We start from the raw sequence: 21,152 nt of genomic DNA, 5'->3' as shown, positions 1-21,152 counted from the left end.
CACTCGAGTGGCCCGGGTTTCCCCAGGCGGGGTGTGCACGTCGGGGCCACTCGACTGAGGGGGAGCGGGAGGAGGGATGGAGCGGGAACCGAGCCCAGCGGCATACGGCAGCCCTGTGGAGCCGGGACGGACGGCGGCGCGCACGCGGACGCCCCGCGCGAGGAGGGCGCGTGTCACGGCACGACCGGTCTTCCCGGCCGCGCCGATGACGAGCACCTCGCTCACACCCAGTCGACCTCCGCGGCGGCTGCACCGTCCGCGAGGTGGGCGTAGCCCGGCCCGCGGTCGAAGAACGGCTGCGGTTGCGCCTCCCGGGCCTCCCGCAGCCCAGCGCGCAACGCGTCCGACGCCGCGACGTCGACCACCGGCTCGTCCTTCGTGCCGCTCGCGACGACGCCGTAGTCCGCCCGTGCGCCGTCGAAGGAGACCTTGCCCCATTGCAGGTCGCGCTGGACCTCCTCGTAGGGGCGCTCGAGCGGGTCGCCCCAACCGCCACCGCCGGTCGTGCGAATCCGGATCACCTGCCCGGCCTTGACGGGCTCGTCGTTCGCGAGCGCGTCGACGACGCGCTCCTCCGGCCCGCCGAGGTCGATGGTCACCTCGAAGGGGCGGCCGGCCTTGCCGCCCTTGACGCCCCAGCAGGAGAGGATCGACCGGTCCGCGATGGACATGAAGCTCGCGTCCCGGAGCATCCGGATGTGCTTCTCGTAGCCGAGACCGCCGCGGTACCGGCCCGGCCCTCCGGAGTCGACCGCGAGGCCGAGCCGCTCGACGAGGAAGGGGAACCGGCTCTCGGTGAACTCCGTGGGCAGGTTGCGCGAGTCGGGCACGACGTGGATCGTGTCCTCCCCGTCCGCGTAGTAGCGCCCGCCGGACCCGCCCCCGAGGACCTCGCGCATGAGGTAGTCGTTGCCGTCGCGGTCCTTGCCGTAGACGCCGGTGTAGCGGATCGTCTCCTGGTCCGCGGGCATCCGGCCGTCGACGGCCTTGGCGACGACGCCGGCGAGCACGCCGAGGAGGCGGAGGATGACGAAGGTCCGGGCATTCGTCGGCGCGGGGTAGATCGGCGTGAGGAGCGTGCCCTTCGGCGGGAACTTCATCTCGATGAGCGGGACGATGCCCTCGTTGACGTCGAGCTCGGCCATCCGCTCCGGCGTGTCCGCGAGGTTGCGCAGGATCGGGGCGAGCCACTTCTTGAGGAAGTTGCCGCCGACGTAGTCGCCGCAGTGGTTGATCGGACCCTTGGCCTGCGGGGCCGTCCCGGTGAAGTCGATGACGAGCTTGGGGCCCCCGTCGCCGGGACCCGGTCCACCGGTCGAGCTCTTGGTGAGCGTGATCCGCTGCGTGTGCAGCTTCGGCTCGTCGACGCCGTCGTGCTCGGCGTAGTCCTCCCACACGTAGGTCCCGTCCGGGATCTTCGAGAGGATCTCGCGGCGGTAGGTCTCCGTCGTCTTGTCGAGGATCGCGTCGAATGCCGTCTCGACCGTCTCCCGGCCGTAGCGCTCGAAGAGCTCGGACAGGCGGCGGGCCCCCATGAGGCATGCTGAGCACTCGGCGTCGAGGTCCGCGGCCAGGGAGTCCGGCATCCGGGAGTTGCGGGTCATGATGCGTAGTGCGGATCGGTTGGGAACGCCCTTGTCCCACAGCTTGATCGGCGGGACGGACAGACCTTCCTCGAAGACGCTGCGCGCGTTGCTCGGCATCGACCCCGGAACGGCCCCGCCGATGTCGTCGTGGTGGCCGAAGGCCTGGACGAACGCGACAACCTCACCGTCGGAGAAGACGGGCACGGTCACGCACAGGTCGGGCAGGTGGCCGATGCCGCCCTCCGACTCGTAGACGTCGTTGTGGAAGAAGACGTCCCCCTCGTTCATCTCCGCCAGCGGGAAGTCCCGGACGATCGGGTGCACGAGCGCGCTGTAGGAGCGTCCGGTGAGCTTGCGCAGCTGACGGTCGTGGATCCCCGCGCGGAAGTCGTGCGCGTCGCGGATCATCGGCGAGCGAGACGTCCGCGAGATGGCCGTCTCGACCTCCATCTCGACGCTCGCGAGGGTGCCCTCGACGATCTCGACGAGGATCGGGTCGACGGTCGACCCCGCCGGGGTCAGGCGGTTGCCGTGCTCGTAGGACGTCGGGAGCCCGGCCGGGTTCTCCAGTGGCTCCGCACCGGGCCGTATGCCGCTGGGCCGGCTGGCGCTCCCGGTGGCGGCGTCCTGCGGGGCGAGCTTGGTCGTGGCGGTCTGGCAGGACAGGCACATGTCAGGCCTCCTTGGTGGCCGAGGTGGCGGCCGACGACGTGATGACGAGGTTGCCGAGGGTGTCGACGCGCAGGACGAAGCCGGGGTGGAGGGGCACGGTCGACCCGAACTCCTCGATGATCGCTGGGCCGGCGATCGTGTCGCCGGCACGCAGGTCAGGTCTCCACCAGACGCGTGCGTCGACGTAGCCCTCGGCCGCGTCGAAGCACACCGGCCGCCGGCTGCGGAGCGCACGCTCCTCGAGGGCCGCCTCGCCGGTCGCCGACGGGATCTCCTGCAGCTCGGGCCGGGTGATCGGTCCGATGCCGGTGACCCGGAGGTTGACCCATTCGACCTGCTGCGTCGGGTCGTCGCGGAAGTCGTAACCGTAGAGGGCGCGGTGCTCGTCGTGGAAGCGGGAGGCCACGTCAGCGGCATACGCCTCGTCGATGCGCCCGTCCGATGCCGGGACACGAACCTCGTAGGCCTGGCCGAAGTAGCGCAGGTCGACGGTCCGGCTGTAGCGGTGGGCGTCCCGGGGGAAGCCCTCCGCGTCGAGGGCCTTGGCCGCCCGACCGGTCAGCTCGTCGAAGGTCTTCTGGACCGCCGCGTGGTCGAGCGCCGAGTGGCGGGCGACGGCCGTCTGGACGTAGTCGTTCTTCACGTCGACGGTGAGCAGGCCGAAGGCCGAGACGTTGCCCGGGTTCTGGGGGACGACGACCCCGGCGAGGCCGAGGATGTCGACGAGCTGGCACGCGAGGAGGGATCCGGAGCCGCCGAAGGTCGTCAGCATGAAGTCGCGGACGTCGAGGCCCCGCTTGACCGACACCTGCCGCAGCGCGTTGGCCTGGTTCCATGCAGAGATCTCGAGGATGCCGGTGGCGCACCGCTCGAAGTCGAGGCCGAGTCGCGCGGCGAGTGCCTCGATCCCGGCGCGTGCCGCGTCGACGTCGAGGGGGATCTCGCCACCGAGCAGGTGTGGCGGGATCCGCCCGAGGACGACGTGGGCGTCGGTGATGGTCGGCTCCGTGCCGCCCTTGGCGTAGCAGAGGGGTCCGGGCTCGGCACCCGCCGACTGGGGTCCCACCTTGAGCGTGCCCTCCGGGGAGATCCAGGCGATCGACCCGCCGCCGGCGCCGACGGTGACGACGTCGATCATCGGGATCTTGCTCGGGTAGGCGCCGACAGTGCCCTCGGTCGTCAGGGTGGGCTCACCGTCGAGGACGACGGACACGTCGGTCGAGGTGCCTCCGCCGTCGCAGGTGAGGACCTTGGGGAACCCGGCCCGTCTGGCGATGAGTCCGGCGCCCAGCGCCCCTGCTGCGGGACCGGACAGCACGGTGGTGATCGGCTGGTGCACGACCTCGTCGGCGGACAGGACGCCGCCGTTCGACTTCATCACATAGAACGGCAACCCACGGGGGGCTCCGCCCCCCGTGCTCCCCCCGAACGACCCGCCCCCACGGGGGGCTCCGCCCCCCGTGCTCCCCCCGAACGACCCGCGGGGTTGCGTCAGGAAGTCGTCGAGGCGTTCGTGGATGTTGGCGACGTAGCGGGAGACGCTGGGCTTGACGGCGGCGTCGACGAGGGTGGTCATCGATCGCTCGTACTCGCGGTACTCGCGCAGCACCTCGGAGCTGATCGAGACGACCGCGTCGGGGTGCTCGCGCTGGAGGATGTCGCGCATCGCGAGCTCGTGGCTGTCGTTGGCGTAGGAGTGCAGGAGGCAGATGCCGATGGTCATGATGCCGCGGTCGCGGAACCAGCGGGCGGCGGCGACGGCGCTCTGCTCGTCGAAGGGCCGGACCTCGTTGCCCTCGAAGTCGAGCCGCCCCCCGACCGTCCTGACGAGGTCGGCGGGCACGATCCGCGGCGGCTTGACCCAGAAGTACGAGTTGCCGTAGCCGTCCGGGACCGCCTGGCGCGCGATCTCGAGGATGAACTCGTAGCCCTCGGTCGTGATGAAGCCGAGCCGCTCCACCTTGCCCTCGAGCAGCTTGTTCGTCGCGACGGTCGTGCCGTGCGAGACGGCGGTGATGTCCTCGCCGCCGGCCCCCATGAGGTCGAGTACCTTGCGGACACCGTTGATGAAGCCGTCGGCGGGGTTGCTCGGCGTCGAGGGCGTCTTCGTCGTGACGAGCTCGCCCGTCTCCTCGTCCAGGGCGACGACGTCGGTGAACGTCCCACCCGTGTCGATGCCGATCCTGATCCGTCGCGCAGTCATGAGAAGGATTCAACAGTTGGCGCGCGGGTGATGCGTTGGCACATCCTGCCAACGGGAGAGGCAGGTGGCGTCAATCCTCACCACGCCAACCCGTATGCCGCTGGGCTGGCTCGGGCGCCCCCGAGCCAGCCGTCGCGGGCAGGATCACCAGCGGACCGTGCCTCCGAAGGCCGCTTGCCCGCCGAGCCAGGAGAGCTTGGCGGAGAGGATGCCCTGTCCCGTGACCAGACGGTGCTCGGTGCCGCTGTAGGTGAGGTCCGCGTGCGGAAGCCGGCGTTGACCTCGAGTGCGCCGCCCATGGGGTGCTGGCACGCCTCTCCGGCGGTGTTGACGCCGATCAGCTCGCCCGATGAGTAGGTGAGCACGCGGCCTGGGCGGCCACGGGCACCGTCGACAGGAGACGGCAGACACCTCGCGAGTCCGTGGCGCCGGTGGGAGCCCGAGACTCCTAGGGTGGTCCCATCCGACCACTGAGGAGGACACGTGGCTCGTCACGTTCTCGTCGTCGACGACGAGGCCCAGATCCGGACGGTGCTGCGCGCGTACCTCGAGGCAGACGGCTACGTCGTGTCGGAGGCGTCCGGTGGAGTCGACGCCGTGCGTCAGATCACGACGACCGTCGGAGCCCGCCCGGACGTCGTGCTCCTCGACGTGGGGCTGCCGGACCTCGACGGTCTCGAGGTGCTGCGGAGGGTGCGGGCGAACTCCGACGTCTTCGTCATCCTCGTCACCGCCCGCTCCGAGGAGGTCGACAAGCTCGTCGGACTCGGCGTCGGCGCCGACGACTACGTCACCAAGCCGTTCAGCCCGCGTGAGGTCGTCGCCCGGGTGAAGTCGGTGCTGCGGCGGGTCCGGGACGACGCCGTCCCTGCCGCGCAGACCCCCTCCCGGGTCCACCGCTTCCCGGGGTTGCGGATCGACGAGGACCGGCGCGAGGTGACCGCCGACGACGGACCCGTCGCCCTGTCGACGTTGGAGTTCGACCTGCTCCTGGCCCTCGCCCAGTCACCCGGGCGCGTCTTCTCGCGCGCCCAGCTGCTCGAGACGGTGTGGGGCTACGACTTCTACGGTGACGAACGCGTCGTCGACGTGCACATCCGGAGCATGCGCAAGGCCCTCGGCGACGACGCCACATCGCCCCGGGTCATCGGCACGGTCCGCGGTGTCGGCTACAAGTTCCTCCTCGAGCCCCTCGGTCGGATGCCATGAACCGTCTGGCCTTCCGCCTCGTGCTCTCCCACCTGCTCGTCGCCCTGCTCGGCGCGGGTGCCACCTTCCTCATCGTCCGGCAGATCGCCCCGCCACTCTTCGAACAGAGCGTCCAGAGGAGGGGGATGGGCAGTGGCCGCCCCGACCAGACCGGGGCAACTCTACGGCTGGAGTTCATCGAGGCCGTTGACCAGGCGCTGCTCATCGGCGCTCTCGTGGGAGCGGGCGCGGCAGCCGCCTTCGGCGCCTTCGCGAGCTACCGGCTCGTCCGCTCCCTCGGGACCATCCGCGCCGCCACACGTGCCATGGCGCGAGGACGCTACGACGTGCCCGTCCCCAGGCCCCGCGAGACGGAGCTCGCCGAGCTCGTCGATGACGTCAACACCCTGGGTCGTGGCCTCGCCGACACGGAGGCGCGGCGGGTGCGGCTGCTCGGCGAGGTCGGCCACGAGATGCGCACCCCACTGACGGTCATCGACGGCTACGTCGAGGCGATGATCGACGGGGTCATGCCGACGGCGCCGGAGCAGCTCGCACAGGTCAGCGAGGAGGTGCGCCGGCTGCGCCGACTCTCGGATGACCTGTCGACCCTCTCTCGCGCGGAGGAAGGTCGGCTTGGCCTGGCGCTTCAGCGTGTCGAGCTGGGTCAGGTCGTTGCTGCTGCCGCCGAACGGCTGCGTCCCCAGGTCGAGGACGCAGGACTGCGCCTCGTCGTCGACGTCGAGCCCGCCCGCACCGAGGTCATGGCGGATGCCGACCGGGTTGCCCAGCTCGTGACCAACCTGGTGGGTAACGCCATCCGGGCCACCGACCCGGGTGGAGAGGTCCGGGTGTCGTGCCGGCCCGACGGCGAGTCCGTGGTCGTCGAGGTGGCCGACACCGGCGAGGGGCTGGACCCGGCTGAGCTCGAGCACATCTTCGAGCGCTTCTACCGCGTCCCGGGCCGGCGGGTGGGCGAGCACGAGACCGGCTCCGGGATCGGCCTGACCATCGCCCGTGGCATCGTTCGCGAGCACGGCGGCCAGTTGACCGGGACCTCGCCGGGTCGCGGTCGCGGTGCGACGTTCACGGCCCGCCTTCCGGCCGCGGGAGCAGCCGACCGGCCGTGAGGGCAGCGTCAGGTGGCGGAGGTGGTGTCGGATCGGGGCGACTGCGTTCGTAGCAAGGGTGAGTGGCCGCCCACGAGGGGCGCCCAGACCACAGGAGATGATCCGAGATGCAGTACCTGCTTTCCGTGATCCACGACAAGCTGGACAGCGCGACCCCGGACGAGATGGCTGACATCGACGTGTTCAACGACCGTCTGCAGGCGGAGGGCCACTGGGTCTTCGCGGGCGGCCTCGGCGCACCCGCCACGGCCACGGTCATCGACAACCGGGACGGGCAGGCCGTCTTCACCGACGGGCCTTTCCTGGAGTCGAAGGAGTACCTCGCCGGGTTCTGGATCATCGAGGCCCCCGACCTCGACGTCGCGCTCAGGATCGCCACCGAGGGGTCGAAGGCCTGCAACCGGAAGGTGGAGGTGCGGCCGTTCCTGTGAGGCGCGTCGACGCGGACGAGGCGATCACCCGGGCCCACCGTGACGAGTGGGCGCGGGTGGTCGCGACCCTGACCAAGCGTTTCGGGGACCTCGACATCGCCGAGGAAGCGACGGCCGAGGCATTCGCGATCGCCGTCGAGCGATGGCCGGTGGACGGGGTTCCCCCCAACCCAGGTGCCTGGCTGACCACCACGGCGGGCCGCAAGGCCATCGACCGGCTCCGGCGCGAGAACAAGCGTGAAGACAAGCACAAGGACGCCCAGATGGCCTTCCACGACCCGCCCGAACCGCTCGAGCCGATCGGCGCCATCGACGACGACCGGCTCCGACTCATCTTCACCTGCTGTCACCCGGCGCTGGCGATGGAGGCCCGTCTGGCGCTGACCCTGCGCATGGTCGGCGGTCTGACCATGCCCGAGATCGCGCGCGCCTTCCTCGTGCAGGAATCCGCCATGGGCCGGCGGATCACCCGCGCGAAGGCCAAGATCAAGGCGGCTCGCATCCCCTATCGGGTGCCGTCGGCGGAGGACCTGCCGGCCCGCGTCTCCGGTGTGCTCGCCGTCCTCTACCTCCTCTTCAACGAGGGCTACCTGGCGACGGGCCCCGACACCGAGCCCGTCCGTCATGACCTGACGGCCGAGGCCATCCGTCTCACCCGACTGGTCCATGCCCTCCTGCCGGACGACGGTGAGGTGGCCGGGCTGCTGGCCCTGATGCTCCTCACGGAGTCCCGTCGCGGCGCGCGCGTCTCGTCGAGCGGAGAGCTGGTACCCCTCGGCGAGCAGGATCGGGGCGCGTGGGACCCGGCGCTGCTCGCCGAGGGCCGCCGGCTGGTGCGCGAGCGCCTGACCTCGGGGGTGGCTCCGGGTCGCTACCAGATCCTGGCCGCGATCAATGCCGTCCACACCTCCGCCCGCGACCCGCGCGACACGGACTGGTCGCAGGTGGTCGCCCTGTACGACCAGCTCGCGCGCCTTGACCCCTCGCCGATCGTCGAACTCAACCGTGCCGTTGCGGTCGCCGAGCTCGATGGGGCGGAGGTGGCCCTGGCGACCGTGGACCGTCTCGAGGGCCAGCTGGCCGGGTATCACGCCTACCACGCCACCCGCGCTGACCTGCTGCGCCGCCTGGGTCGCAGTGAGCAGTCCCGCGCGGCGTACGACAAGGCCATCGAGCTGGCGGGCAACAGCGCCGAGATCGCCTTCCTGGCCCGTCGACGCGGACAGTTGGGGTAGCCTTCGGGAATATACCCCCAGGGGTATGGGTTACGATCCTCGAAACAGGCAACCGTCCAGCCAAGGAGCACCCATGCGGTTCACGCAGTACTACCTCGACTGCCTCTCCCAGGCGTCCTACCTCATCGCCGACGACACGACCGGCCAGGCCGTGGTCGTCGACCCCCGCCGCGACGTCGCCGAGTACCTCGCGGATGCCCGGGAGCACGGACTGACGATCGTCGGCATCATCAACACGCACTTCCACGCGGACTTCCTCTCCGGCCACCTGGAGCTCGCCCGCGAGACCGGCGCCTGGATCGGCTACGGCGCTGCCGCGAAGCCGGAGTTCGAGGTCCGCTCCCTCGAGGACGGCGAGCGCATCAGCCTCGGCGACGTCACCCTCGAGATCATGGCGACCCCCGGCCACACCCCCGAGTCGATCAGCGTCCTCGTCTACGAGCACGCGGACGACGAGGTTGCCTACGGCGTCCTCACGGGTGACGCCCTCTTCATCGGAGACGTCGGTCGCCCCGACCTGCTCGCGTCGATCGGCGTCACGGCCGAGGAGCTCGGCCGGATGCTCTACGACTCGGTGCAGAACAAGCTCATGGGCCTGCCGGACGAGGTGCGTGTCTTCCCCGCCCACGGCGCCGGCTCGGCCTGCGGCAAGAACCTGTCGACGGAGAAGCAGTCCACCATCGGCGAGCAGCGTCGCTTCAACTACGCGTGCACCCCGATGAGCGAGGAGGCCTTCCTCGAGGTCGTCACCGAGGGCCAGCCGTCCGCGCCCAGCTACTTCGTGTACAACGCCACCCTCAACAAGGCCGAGCGTTCGATCCGTGACACCGACGCGACGATCCCGGCTCTGACCGACGACCAGGTCGAGGAGGCGCTCGCGGCCGGGGCGGTCCTCGTCGACGCGCGCGAGCAGCAGGAGTTCGCTGCCGGCCACCTCAAGGGCTCGATCAGCATCCCCACCGACGGCCGACTGGCCGAGACCGTGGGGACCGTCCTCGAGCCGGACCAGCAGTTCGTCATCCTCGCCTCCGAGGAGGAGGCCCAGGAGACCGCCGTCCGCTTCCACCGGATCGGCTTCGACCACGTGCTCGGCTACGTCTCCGACCCGGAGGGCTACCTGCTGGCCCGTCAGGAGCAGGTCGAGCACTCGAGCCGCCTGACCGTGGCCCAGATCGAGGACATCTGCGAGTCCGAGCACGTCCAGCTGCTCGACATCCGCAACGTCGGTGAGCTCGCCTCCGGCGCCATCCCCGGCTCGCGGCACCTGCCCCTGGCCGAGCTGCGCGGCCGCCTCGACGAGCTCGACCGTGAGCGCCCCGTCGTCCTCTACTGTGCGGGCGGCTGGCGCAGCAACGTCGGGGCGAGCGTCCTTCGCGCCGAGGGCTTCACCGATGTCTCCGACATCATCGGAGGCTTCAACGCCTGGGCCCTGACCCACGCGCTCGCTTCCTGAGCAGGAACACAACCCAGCCCCCCCAAACGAGTGGCCCCGAACGCGTGCGTTCGGGGCCACTCGACGTGCTCGTGAGGTCGAGTGGCCGCAAAGTCTCACGTGGCGCGTGCGTTCGGGGCCACTCGACGTGCTCGTGAGGTCGAGTGGCCGCAAAGGGCACGTCCCGACCAGCAGCCGGCCCAGCGGCATACGACAGCAGCGCCCGCACCCACGCTCGGTGGGTGCGGGCGCCTGCCGTCGGTCAGCTCGCGCTCTGGAGCGCGATCCGCTCGACGATGTCCTTCTGAGCCTTGATCTGCGCCGAGGTCGACGCCGGGTTCATCCGGATCGTCTCGGCAGTGAGCATGGCTGCGCCGAAGGTGCTGTCGTCGACGCCGTCACCGTCGGTGTCGACCGCGGTGTCGAGCTTGACGGAACCGTTGGCGAAGTTGAGCCAGGCACCGAGGGCCATCTGGTCGAAGATGACCTCAGCCGGTGACTTCGCCGGCGCGTTGAGCACGTGGGCTGCCGCGGCGCGCGTCGACGCGTCGGTGTCCTCGTCGAAGACGAGGCTGAGGTAGCCGACGATGTCGAGGTAGCACTGCAGCTGCGCCGGGGTGAAGTCGTTCGGCGGCTTGTCCCGGTACTGGTTGAGCCACCAGCCGTGCCCCTTGGAGACGTCGGCGTTGCCGGTGACGAGCACGGCCGCGCTGTCGTTGCCGGAGCCACCGTCGTCGTCGGTCACCGTCGTCGTCAGGGTGTAGAGGCACGCGTCGCCGTAGGCGTGGGTCTCCGACAGGTCGACATCGCGCGGCTGGATGCTCGGGCTCTTCGGCGGGTCGAGCGCCGGCGGGTTGACGAGCGACGTCTGGCTGTCGGTCGTGCCGTCGCCCCACGCCCACTCGAAGGTGAGGTCGTCACTGCCCGGGTCCTCGGAGCCGACGGGGACGGTGAGGTCCTCACCCGCCTCGAGGATGAACGCCGAGACGCCGTCATAGACCTGCTCGCCGGACGTGTCGATGACGGCAGTCGGGTCGACGTTGGCGACGCTCGCGGTGTTGCTCCCGCAGTTGCCCGTCGTGTCGTCGTCGGCCGCGCAGACCTCGACGGTGTAGTCGCCGTTGTCGCCGTACTGGTGCTGGACCGAGAAGGTCAGCGTCGCGTCGGGACGGACGTTCTCGAGGTTGCCCGCGAGGGCGACCGGAGCCGCACCGTCGTCGAAGGTGATCGTCGCGGTGAGCGGGTCGAGCCAGCCCGGGTCGGTGACCGTGCCGGTCACCGTGACGGTGCCGAGCTCGTCGATCGGCGTGATCGCGTCGACGACGACCGTCGGGGCGACGTTGGTCACCGTCACGGACGAGGTGTCGGTCGAGGTGTTGCCGAAGGCATCCGTGACGCGCAGCCCGATCGGGAAGGCGCCGTCCTGGCCGACGGCCGTGAAGTCGGGCGTCGGCCCGGTCGCGTCGTCGTAGGCGCCGTCGTTGTCGAGGTCCCACTCGTAGGTCGTGATGGCGCCGGCGGACGGGTCGGTGCCGGAGGCGGAACCCGTGCCGTCGAGCTGGACATCGGTGCCCTCGGGCGTGACATAGGGACCGTCGGCGTCGGCCGTCGGGAGGCACTCGGCCGGGATGTCGTCACTCGCGGACGGCACCTCGTCGAGCCCACCACTGGAGCCGGTGCCGAGCCCGCGCCCAGCGAAGGCCGACCAGATGAGGCAGCGGTTCGCGCCGCCGTCAGCTGTCAGCAGGCCGTCCCGGGCGTCGATGAAGGTCGGGTTCGCCGGTGTGGCCTTCATCCCGTCGAGGACGAGGGAGGCCATCGCCTCGACGCCTCCGGGGATCTGGGCCCGGATGTCGTAGAGGGCCGAGGCCCAGATCTGGCCGTTGCCGTGGCCGCTGCCCGAGTTCGTGTCGTAGTTCTGGAAGGTGAGGTTGGAGTTGTCGTAGGCGACGGCCCGGATCCCGGTCGTGGCGTTGCCGGTGACGTACTCGCCGATGACGGCGTCGCCCCACTTGAGGTAGGACACGACGTCGCTCCAGCCCTCGCCGAGGGCGCCGCGCTGGTCCCCGCCGTTGTAGCCGAGGTTGCCGCCGCCGACGAGCCGGCTGGACACGCCGTGGCCGTACTCGTGCGCGATGACGTCGCCGTCGAAGTCACCGTCACGGAAGGGGCGGCTCGGGATCCACATGTACATCTGCATCCGCGGGCTCGCGCCGTCGCCGGGCGTGCCGAAGTTGGCGTTGTTGCGGCAGCGGTCCTCGGTCTCGTTGGGAGTGCCGTCGCCGTCGTCGCAGCCGAAGTCGTAGCCGTCCTGCGCCTCGGCGAGGACCGGGTCGCCCCCGCTGCCGCCGCGGCCGAAGTTGTCGACCTGGAAGTTGCCGCTCGCCTCGTCGAAGCCGTGCCCGTAGAGCCAGTCGTGCATGACGTTCGTGTAGTAGAACAGCTGGGTGATCGCCGCGTCGCGGTCCGCGTCGAGGGCGGCCACGGAGTTGACGTCGGCCGTGGTGCGCCAGGCGTCCGTGAACGTGTAGTTGAAGTGCTGGTCCGCGGCCGTCGGCTGGTACTCGTTGTTGGCGTCGTCGTCGTTGCGGTCGAGGTAGGCGTTGACGTTGTTGCCGCTCGTCGTCGTCCCGCTCACCCACGAGCCGTCGAGGCCCGTGAAGGCGGTGACCTGCCGGGTCGCGCCCGGCGCCTCCGGGTGCTGCTCTCGCGTCACCGTGCCCTCGGGGCCGGCGTGCGCATAGCGGCTGGTCCGGTCGAGCACGGCGCCGGTGCGGGCGTCGACGACCGTCTCCCACCACTCCTGGCCGGACGACTCGATGTCGGTCACCCAGGCGAGCGTGAGGCGGCGCCCGTGGTCGGAGGGCTGCCAGACCAGCTCGGTCGAGACCGGCCGGTCGGCCGCGTTGCCGACCCCGTAGACGTTGGGGAAGGTTCGCCTGCCGGACGTCGAGACGTCGGCCTCGCGCAGCGGTCGGCGCGCCTTGGCGCCCTGGGCGCCCGCTGCCTTGTCGAGCGCCTGGCGGGCGTTGAGTGCTGGCGCCCGCGACGCGCTCGCGCCGACGGCGCCGGCGGCGAGGTGCCCTGCCGCAGACAGGACGCGCCCGTCCGCCGCGACGACGACGGTCAGCAGTGCGTCGTTGACGCGCAGTCCGCCGACCTGCTGGCCGACATGGATCGCAGAGGCGCCGCTCGTCAAGGCGAGCTCCTTTGCGACGTAAAGGTTCCGGGCGTGACCCGGGCTCAGGCCGAAGTCCTTCGCGCGCGCACGGACGAAGGCGAGAGCGAGGTCGGCAGGAGCACCCTTCGACGGTGCGGTGAGCCCGGTGCGGTCGGATCGGATCGACTCGATGGCGCCGGTGACGCTGTCCCTTCGGACGACGGGGGCATCGGCCGCCGACGCGGCCCCCGGACTGGCCCCCGGGGCGTTGGACGCGCCCAAGCCGTCGGGACCCGGATCCGGTGGTCCGGCGGCCAGGACCGACGGACTGGTCATGGTGACGAAGAGAAGGCCGCCGATGGCAGCGGAAACAGAGCGACGTATACGCACGAGAACCCCCCGATGAGTGCGTGCGTCGGCGCGTCTCGCCGACGCGTGCCGATTGGCACCTCCCAGAATGCTCGGGTCAGCTCCCGCTGTCAGGCAAACGCTCGAATTTGTGCTCAGTGCGCGCCGAGCCCGCTGCGGTGTCGGGTGTCGTATGCCGCTGGGCGGGCTCACCCCGTGGCGCGACGTCGGTGGTGGGCCGGGTCAGCCGTCGGGGCCGGGTCGCACTGACGCATGCGAGAAGGAGCTCGCCGCCGCGCGCTCGAGCTCGTCGCGATGACCGCGGATGAGGTCGAGGTTGCGGTCACGCAGGTGGTCGAAGCCCTGTCCCACACTCGATCCGGGGGTGAGCGACGCGAGCGCCTCCGCCGGGTCGAGTCGGGCGGAGACCCAGCTCTCGTGGCTCGCGGCCCTCGCGACGACGTGGCCGATCGGTGTGACGATGTGGGAGTTGCCGAAGTAGATGACGCCTGCCGGGTCGATCCCGGTGGCGTTGGCGCCGATGACGTAGACGTGGTTGTCGTAGGCGCGTGCCCTGGAGGTGAGGTCCCAGATGTCGGCGGACCGCAGGAGAGCAGACGGTCGGCAGATCACCTCGGCGCCCTGCACCGCCTGGATCCGCGACAGCTCGGGGTAGTCCCCGTCGAAGCAGATGATCATGCCGATCCTGCCGAGCTCGGTGTCGCAGACGGTGACCGAGTCCCCGGGAGTGACCCAGCCGCCCCCGTCGACGGCCTCGGTGCAGAAGGGGTGGGTCTTGCGGTAGACGCCGAGGACCTCACCTGACGGGGAGATGAGGACTGACGCGTTGTAGACGGTGCCGCGCTCCGGCCCTCGCTCGTAGGTGCCGACGCACACGTGGGCGCCGGTCTCGCGGGCGACCTCCTGGACGGGTTCCACGATGCCACCGGGAAGGTCGGTGACGAGGTCCCAGAGCTCCTCCTTCGAGCAGCCCGGTGTGAAGCCGGTGGTCGCCGACTCCGGCAGCACGACCAGCTCGGCGCCCGTCGCGTCGACACACCGCCGGGTCATGTCGACGCAACGGTCGAGGTTGCCCTCGATGGACTCCCGGGTGAGCGGGCCAGGGAGCGGACCGAGCTGGACGGCGGCGGCGGTGAAGGCGCGCACCTCAGCCTCTCCCGATGGCCCAGCCGATGAGCACGCCGATGAACGCGATCGCGCTCCCGGTGACCGTCCCCATGACGAAGTCCTTGATCCGGGTGGACTCCGCACCCGCCGCTGCCTTGCCCGCGTAGACGGTTCCGACCCCACCCGGCCGTATGCCGCTGGGCTCGCTCACCGCAGAGGGCCCGGGGGCCGCGGTGGCCGGCTGTGCGCCGCCTCCCAGCGCGGCCGGGGCAGGTGCGACGGCGCGTGCCTCGGGTGGGACGCCAGCGATCTCGGCGTCGAGCGCGGCGAAGAACTGGCCCGCCATCTTCTTCGTGACCCCGGACAGCATCCGCTGGCCGACCCCACCGATCGGCCCGCCGACGGACGCGTCGGCCTCGTAGCTCACGCGGGTCCCGCCGTCCTCGAGCGGCGCGACCCTGACGTCGACGTCGGCGGCCACGGTGCCCGGCGCCCCGGCCCCCGACGCCTTCATGGTGAACGCCTCCGGGTGCTGCGGGTTGAGCAGGAGGACCTCGCCGTCGTAGGTGCCCTTGACGGCAGCGACCCCGGCCGTGACGGTCATCGCGTAGTGGTTCGGGGCGAGCTCGACGAGGCGCTCACAGCCGGGCAGTGCGCGGGCGAGGACCGCCGGGTCGTGGATGGCGTCCCACACCTGCAGGGGGTCGGCAGAGAGGGAGGCGGTGCCGGAGATCTTCATGCGGTGGGCTCCTCGGTTGCAGACGGCGCGCCGCCGGCAGTGGCGGCACGCTTGAGGGACGGGAGGTCACCGGCGTCGTGCCGTCGGCGCAGCTCCCAGAGGTCGTTGGGGGAGATCGGCATCCGGGTGATCGGGAACCCCTCGGCGTCCTCGATGGCGGACGCGATGACGGCCGACACGGGGATGCACCCGGCCTCGCCGGCGCCCTTGATGCCCAACGGGTTGAGCGGCGAGGGGGTCTCGAGGTGGTCCGCCTCGATGGTCGGCACCTCGGAGGCGTAGGGCATGAGGAAGTCCATGAACGACGCGTTGAGCAGCTGGCCCGACTCGTCGTAGGCCATCCGCTCGTAGAGGGCCCCGCCGACGCCCTGGGCGACGCCCCCGTGGACCTGGCCCTCGACGATCATCGGGTTGATCATCGGGCCGCAGTCGTGGATGACGCAGTAGCGCAGGATCCGGATCTCGGCGGTCACGGGGTCGGTCTCGACGATCGCCGCGTGCATCCCGTTGGCGAAGGTCGCCTGCGTGGGGGAGTAGAAGTCCTTGCCCTCGAGCCCCGGCTCCTCGTCGTCGGCGACAGGTGGCTTGTCGGGGTCGAACGTGCCGGCGAACTGGGTGGCCGCCTTGGCCGCCTCGTCGAACGCGTAGCGCAGCGGGTTGGACAGGACCGAGATGGTGCCGAGGGACATCGAGGTGTGGGGCGCGCCCCTGACACTGATCGTGCCGTCGACGATGTCGAGGTCGTCCACGGACACCTCGAGCGCGTCGGCCGCGATCCGCAGGGCCTTGGCGCGGACGTTGCGCGCTGCGAGCGCGATCGCGTTGCCCGACATCACGGCGGCCCGGGACGCGAAGGTCCCCACGGCGTAGGGCATCCGGCGCGTGTCACCGGTCGTGACGTGGACGTCCTCGATGCGGACGCCGAGCTCCTGGGCGACGATCTGGGCGAAGACCGTCTCGTGGCCCTGGCCCTGCGACGTCAGACCCGTCGACACGTTGACCCGCCCACTCGTCTCGATCTGGATGTGACCACCCTCGTAGGGCCCGACGCCGGTGCCCTCGACGTAGCAGCCGATCCCCAGGCCGACCTTGCGGCCCTCGGCCTCGGCCTGCGCCCGGTACTCCGAGAAGTCGTCCCAGCCGACGAGCTTCTTGAGCTTGTCGAGACTCGCCGGGAAGTCGCCCGAGTCGTACTTGAGCGGGCGGCCGTCCTGGAAGAGCAGGCCGTGGTCGTAGGGCATCTCCGAGGGCAGGATGAAGTTCCGGGCCCGGACCTCGGCCCGGTCGAGCTCGAGGAAGTCCGCGATCGCATCCATCGCGCGCTCCATGGCGAAGACGCCCTGGGGTCGCCCGGCGCCGCGGTAGGGCGTGACGATGACGGTGTTGGTGTAGAGCGACCAGAACTCGACCCGGTAGGTGCCCGGCTTGTAGGGCCCGAGCAGCTGGGTCGAGGTGATGATGGGGACGATGATCCCGTAGGGCGTGTAGGCGCCGTTGTCGTGCCAGAGCTTGACGTCGAGGCCGAGCAGCCGGCCCTCGTCGTCGAAGCCGACGGTGACGCGCTGGAGCTGACCTCGCTCGTGCGCCGACGACACGAAGTGCTCGCGCCGGTCCTCGGTCCACTTCACCGGCCGACCGAGCAGCCTTGCGGCCCAGGCCACGAGGATCTCCTCCGGCCAGGGGTGCATGATCTTGACGCCGAAGCCGCCCCCGACGTCGGGCGCGATGCACTCGACCTTGGCGAGCGGCAGCCCGAGCCGGGCCGCGACCGCCGCGCGGACGCCGGTCGAGGTCTGGGTCGACGAGTACATCCGCAGCTCGTCGCGCTCGTCGTCCCACCGGGCGTAGACCCCCTTGCCCTCCATCGGCATGGAGGCGCTCCGCTCGATGTCGAGGTCCAGCGTCAGCGTGTGGGGGGCGGCGGCGAGGGCGGCCTCGACGTCGCCGACCTGCTGGGTCATGTGCGCGGCCACGTTGCCGGGGACGTCCTCGTGGACGAGGTGCTCGCCGTCGCGGGCCGCCTCGACACCGACGACGACGGGCAGCTGCTCGTAGGTCACGCGGATCCGCTGACAGGCGTCCTCCGCGACGTAGCGGTTCGTCGCCACGACCATGACGACGGCCTCGCCGACGTGGTTGACCTCGTTCTTCGCCAGGGCGTAGGCGGTCCGCCCGTGGGTCAGGGTGGGGTGCGGGATGAGGAGGGGCAACGCCTCGGCCATCGGCCCGGTGAGGTCCTCGTGGACGTAGATCGCGGAGACCCCCTCGACGTCGATCGCGTCGGCGACGTCGATGTCGACGATCCGCGCATGGGCGTGGGGGCTGCGGACGAACGCCGCCTCCAGCGCGTCGTGGCCGAGGTCGTCGAGGTAGCGACCGCCGCCCGTGATGAGCCGTGGGTCCTCCCGCCGCTTGACGGGCGCCCCGAACATCTGCGTCGTCATGCCGAGTCCTCCTCAGCCACAAGAGAACTGGTCGTATGCTGCTGAGTCGGCTCAGCGGCATACGGCTCCTTCCGCTCCTCCCGCAGCTCTGCTGCGCGCAGCACGCTCTTGACGATGTTCTGGTAGCCGGTGCAGCGGCAGAGGTTGCCGGAGACGGCCTCGCGGGCCTCCTCGGCCGTCGGGGACGGGTTCTCCTCGAGGTAGGCGGTGACGGTCGTGAGGAAGCCCGGCGTGCAGAAGCCGCACTGGAGGCCATGGCACTCGGCGAAGGCCTGCTGGGCCGGGTTCATCGGCTCGCCTGTCGGGCTCGGGCGTGCGTCCGGCCGGGAGCCGAGCCCTTCGACGGTCGTGATGGCGTGGTCCTGGGCGGTGACGGCGAACATCAGGCACGAGCGCATCGGCTGGTCGTCGACGAGGACGGTGCACGCACCGCAGACGCCGTGCTCGCAGCCGACGTGCGTGCCGGTGAGCCCGAGGTCGTGGCGCAGGAAGTCGGACAGCAGCCGTCGCGCCGGCACCGACGCGGAGCGCGCGATGCCGTTGACGACGATCGTCACGTCGTGGAGGACCTCGGTCGAGGCCGTGTCAGTCATGGTGTGCTCCTGCAGAGTTGGCGGCCTCGCGGAGGGCCCGACGGGTGAGTTCGCCCGCGAGCATCCGGCGGTACTCGGACGTGGCGTGGATGTCGGACTCCGGCTCGACGTGGCCACGCACCGCCTCGCTCGCGGAGTCCAGCGCCGCGTCCCAGGCGCCGGAGCCCGGCTCGACCCCGGCGAGCAACGGCTCCAGGTCGAGCACCGAGGGGACGTCGGTCACAGAAACGAACGAAGCGCGCGCCCCGGACACCGTCCCGTCGGTGAGGGTCACCGCGACCCCGACCCCGGCCAAGGCATAGTCGCCGGACCGGCGAGCCGACTCGAGGAAGGCGGTGCCGGTCCCCTCGACGAAGCAGCCGAAGCGGACTGCGACGACGAGCTCCTCGGGCGCGAGCGACGTCTCGAGGGTGCCGAGGAAGAAGTCCTGCCACGGGATGTCACGGCTGCCCGCGGAGCCGGTGACCTCGACGACGCCATCGGTGAGCGCGAGCACGGCAGGCATCTCGCCGCACGGGTCGGCGTGGGCGATCGACCCGACGGTCGTGCCGCGGTTGCGGATCGCGGGGTGCGCGACGTTGAGCAGGCCCTGGCGAAGGATGGGCTGAGCGGCATACGCCTCCGTCGACTGTTCGAGCCCACGGTGGCGGACGAGGGCGCCGACGCGGACGCAGCCGCCATCGACGGTGACGTCGGAGAGCCCGTCGACCCGGTTGATGTCGACGAGGTGGGCCGGGGAGGCCAGCCGCATGTTGAGGATCGGGATGAGGCTCTGTCCGCCGGCGAGGACCTTGCCGTCGTGGCCGACGTCGGCGAGGACGGCAACGGCCTCCTCCACCGAGCGAGGGGCGTGGTGAACGAAGGGGGCGGGCTTCACCGAACCGATCCTGCCTTCCAGATCCCTGTGGCACCAGAGGTTCTTGTGCATCCCTGCGTCTGGGCGTTTGGCACAACTTGCCAGCGCATCCGCCGCTCGCTCCCCGCCCACCACGTCGAGTGGCCCCAAACGCGGGGGAGTTGGGGCGGTCGTGGGGGCATTCGTGGCCACTCGACTCGGAGGCGCGCACCCCCGCCTCAGGTCGAGTGGCCCCAAACGGCACGTGGGCCCCCGAACGAGTCGGGGGCCCACGTGCGACCGCGGTCCGTGCTAACGGCGCGACTCGGGGCGCTCGCCGGCCTGGTAGAGGTCGTCGACGCCGTCGGCATCGCCGTAGGTCCCCTCCTCCTCCCCGAGGGAGATCATCGTCCCGCCGGCCGCCTCCGCCCGGGCGCGCAGCTCCGACGGGGCAATCGCCTTGGCCAGGTGCCAGCCGGCGATCGCGACGATGGTGCCGAGGGCGATGCCTCCGAGCGTGAAGTCGTCGGTGATCTTCAGCTCGACGTTGCCGATGCCGATGATGATGCCGGCCGCGATCGGCACGAGGTTGATCGGGTTGCCGAAGTCGACGCCGTTCTCCTTCCAGATCTTGGCGCCGAGCAGGCCGATCATGCCGTAGAGGACGACGGTGATGCCGCCGAGGACGCCGCCCGGGACGGCCGCGACGAGCGCGCCGAACTTCGGCGACAGACCGAAGAGAATGGCGACGATGGCGGCGACGTAGTACGCGGCCGTCGAGTACACACGGGTCGCCGCCATGACGCCGATGTTCTCGGCGTAGGTCGTGGTCGGCGAGCCACCGACCGAGGATGCGATCGCCGTGCCCACGCCGTCGGCGGCGATGGCGCGGCCCATGTAGGGGTCGAGGTCATGACCGGTCATCTCGGCGACCGCCTTGACGTGGCCGGTGTTCTCCGCGATGAGGGCGATGACGGCGGGCAGGACGAGCAGGATCGCGGCAACGGAGAAGCTCGGTGTGTGCCAGCCCGCAACCTCCCGGCCGTCCTGACCCATCATCGTCTCGGGTGGGAAGCCGAACCAGGACGCCGCCCCGACCGCATCGAAGTTGGTGCGGAAGTGATCCGTCGCCTCGGTCGCACCGGGCAGCGGCGAGTTGATCATGCCGGCGGTCTTGTCGAGCACCCACGAGAGGACGAAGCCGAAGACGAGGGCGAGGAAGACGGCGATGCGCGACACGAAGCCCCGGAAGGCGACCGCGCAGACGATGGTGAAGAGCATGACCAGGATCGCCACCCACTGGTCCTGCGGCCAGTAGATCCCGGCGACGACGGGTGCGAGGTTGAACCCGATGAGCATGACGACCGCGCCGGTGACGACCGGCGGCAGGACGCGATGCAGCACCCCCGAGCCCATGTAGTGGATGAGCACACCGACGAGTGCGAGCACGATGCCGGCGACCAGGATGGCACCCGTGACCGTGCTCGAGTCGCCGCCCTGGGCGCGGATCGCGGCCACGCCCCCGACGAAGCTCGCCGACGTGCCGAGGTAGCTCGGCACCTTCCCGTTGACGATGAGCAGGAAGATGATCGTCGCGATTCCGCTCATCATGATCGCGAGCTGCGGGTTGAGGCCCATGACGATCGGGAAGACGAAGGTCGCACCGAACATCGCGACGACGTGCTGGGCGCCCAGCCCGATCGTCTTGCCCCAGGAGAGACGTTCGTCGGGGGCGACGACGTCGTCGGGGCCCATCGTCTTGCCGTCCCCGTGCAGTTTCCAGCCCAAAGCCATCGAAGACTCCTTGCGCGAATTGCGGCCGGCCACCCTCGTGTGACCCGGCTCACTCCCAACGGCGGGATGGGCGAAAACTACTCCGATTCATGGGGGGGACATTCGGCATTTGCTGATAACGAGTTGGTCCCGTTCCTTGCCAAAGGTGCCGTACCGCGCGACCCGAGCACGACGGATGTTGCCGTATGCCGCTGGGCGGGCTCCCGCCCGATCGCGGCCCGAGCCGGCCAGCCC

16 protein-coding genes are annotated in these 21,152 nt (G+C 70.6%); 5 read left to right on the top strand and 11 right to left on the bottom strand.

What is annotated here, in order from left to right:
• The 4 genes from LOY02_RS08575 to LOY02_RS08560 all read right to left on the bottom strand — a co-directional run.
• Window positions 1-225: NmrA family NAD(P)-binding protein (locus LOY02_RS08575; protein ID WP_317181930.1), on the bottom strand; the 225-nt coding region annotated here is incomplete at its 3' end.
• Window positions 222-2,258 carry a hydantoinase B/oxoprolinase family protein gene (locus tag LOY02_RS08570; RefSeq protein WP_317181929.1) on the bottom strand — a complete coding sequence of 679 codons (2,037 nt, stop codon included), beginning with the start codon at window positions 2,256-2,258 and terminating at the stop codon, window positions 222-224. The genes LOY02_RS08575 and LOY02_RS08570, both read right to left, overlap by 4 nt.
• Before the next feature lies 1 nt (window position 2,259).
• Entirely contained in the window at window positions 2,260-4,461 is a 2,202-nt protein-coding gene (locus tag LOY02_RS08565; RefSeq protein WP_317181928.1) for a hydantoinase/oxoprolinase family protein, read from the bottom strand.
• A 144-nt stretch (window positions 4,462-4,605) separates the two neighbouring features.
• Entirely contained in the window at window positions 4,606-4,773 is a 168-nt protein-coding gene (locus LOY02_RS08560) for a hypothetical protein (RefSeq protein ID WP_317181927.1), read from the bottom strand.
• Window positions 4,774-4,944: 171 nt separating this feature from the next.
• Here LOY02_RS08560 and LOY02_RS08555 point away from each other — a divergent pair, with 171 nt between their 5' ends.
• The 5 genes from LOY02_RS08555 (at window position 4,945) to LOY02_RS08535 (ending at window position 9,898) form a co-directional block, all read left to right on the top strand.
• Window positions 4,945-5,670 carry a response regulator transcription factor gene (locus LOY02_RS08555; protein WP_317181926.1) on the top strand — a complete coding sequence of 242 codons (726 nt, stop codon included), beginning with the start codon at window positions 4,945-4,947 and terminating at the stop codon, window positions 5,668-5,670.
• Complete coding sequence (locus tag LOY02_RS08550) at window positions 5,667-6,779, top strand: HAMP domain-containing sensor histidine kinase (protein WP_317181925.1); 1,113 nt, start codon at window positions 5,667-5,669, stop codon at window positions 6,777-6,779. The genes LOY02_RS08555 and LOY02_RS08550 overlap by 4 nt, the downstream gene beginning before the upstream one ends.
• Before the next feature lie 107 nt (window positions 6,780-6,886).
• Window positions 6,887-7,210 (top strand): YciI family protein, encoded by a 324-nt coding sequence (locus LOY02_RS08545; RefSeq protein WP_317181924.1) that lies wholly within the window; start codon window positions 6,887-6,889, stop codon window positions 7,208-7,210.
• Window positions 7,207-8,445 (top strand): RNA polymerase sigma factor, encoded by a 1,239-nt coding sequence (locus tag LOY02_RS08540; RefSeq protein ID WP_317181923.1) that lies wholly within the window; start codon window positions 7,207-7,209, stop codon window positions 8,443-8,445. The genes LOY02_RS08545 and LOY02_RS08540 overlap by 4 nt, the downstream gene beginning before the upstream one ends.
• Before the next feature lie 73 nt (window positions 8,446-8,518).
• Window positions 8,519-9,898, top strand: coding sequence for an MBL fold metallo-hydrolase (locus LOY02_RS08535; RefSeq protein WP_317181922.1), 1,380 nt, complete (start codon window positions 8,519-8,521; stop codon window positions 9,896-9,898).
• 241 nt (window positions 9,899-10,139) lie between these two features.
• On the opposite strand, the gene LOY02_RS08530 is transcribed toward LOY02_RS08535, so the two are convergent.
• From LOY02_RS08530 to LOY02_RS08500, 7 genes are all read right to left on the bottom strand, one after another.
• Window positions 10,140-13,373: a M36 family metallopeptidase gene (locus LOY02_RS08530; RefSeq protein ID WP_317181921.1), complete on the bottom strand. Its 3,234-nt coding sequence runs from the start codon at window positions 13,371-13,373 to the stop codon at window positions 10,140-10,142.
• 255 nt (window positions 13,374-13,628) lie between these two features.
• On the bottom strand, window positions 13,629-14,552 hold the full coding sequence (locus tag LOY02_RS08525) for a carbon-nitrogen hydrolase family protein (protein ID WP_317181920.1): 924 nt from the start codon (window positions 14,550-14,552) through the stop codon (window positions 13,629-13,631).
• Window position 14,553: 1 nt separating this feature from the next.
• On the bottom strand, window positions 14,554-15,252 hold the full coding sequence (locus LOY02_RS08520; RefSeq protein WP_317181919.1) for a carbon monoxide dehydrogenase subunit G: 699 nt from the start codon (window positions 15,250-15,252) through the stop codon (window positions 14,554-14,556).
• Window positions 15,249-17,696: an aerobic carbon-monoxide dehydrogenase large subunit gene (cutA, locus tag LOY02_RS08515; protein WP_317181918.1), complete on the bottom strand. Its 2,448-nt coding sequence runs from the start codon at window positions 17,694-17,696 to the stop codon at window positions 15,249-15,251. Before cutA ends, LOY02_RS08520 begins: the two co-directional genes overlap by 4 nt.
• A complete protein-coding gene (locus LOY02_RS08510; RefSeq protein ID WP_317181917.1) occupies window positions 17,693-18,289 on the bottom strand; it encodes a (2Fe-2S)-binding protein in 597 nt (198 codons plus the stop codon). Before LOY02_RS08510 ends, cutA begins: the two co-directional genes overlap by 4 nt.
• Window positions 18,282-19,166, bottom strand: a complete 885-nt coding sequence (locus LOY02_RS08505) for a xanthine dehydrogenase family protein subunit M (RefSeq protein WP_317181916.1) — start codon at window positions 19,164-19,166, stop codon at window positions 18,282-18,284. The genes LOY02_RS08510 and LOY02_RS08505 overlap by 8 nt, the downstream gene beginning before the upstream one ends.
• A gap of 270 nt (window positions 19,167-19,436) precedes the next feature.
• The gene (locus tag LOY02_RS08500) at window positions 19,437-20,918 is read right to left on the bottom strand and encodes a uracil-xanthine permease family protein (RefSeq protein ID WP_317181915.1); all 1,482 of its coding nucleotides are present in this window, start codon (window positions 20,916-20,918) and stop codon (window positions 19,437-19,439) included.
• Window positions 20,919-21,152: the final 234 nt, after the last annotated feature.

It is taken from the genome of Intrasporangium sp. (genome assembly GCF_032907665.1).
GTDB lineage: Bacteria > Actinomycetota > Actinomycetes > Actinomycetales > Dermatophilaceae > Intrasporangium.
The sequence above is the reverse complement of the archived record's forward strand: the minus strand, read 5'-3'. Positions and strand labels throughout refer to the sequence as shown.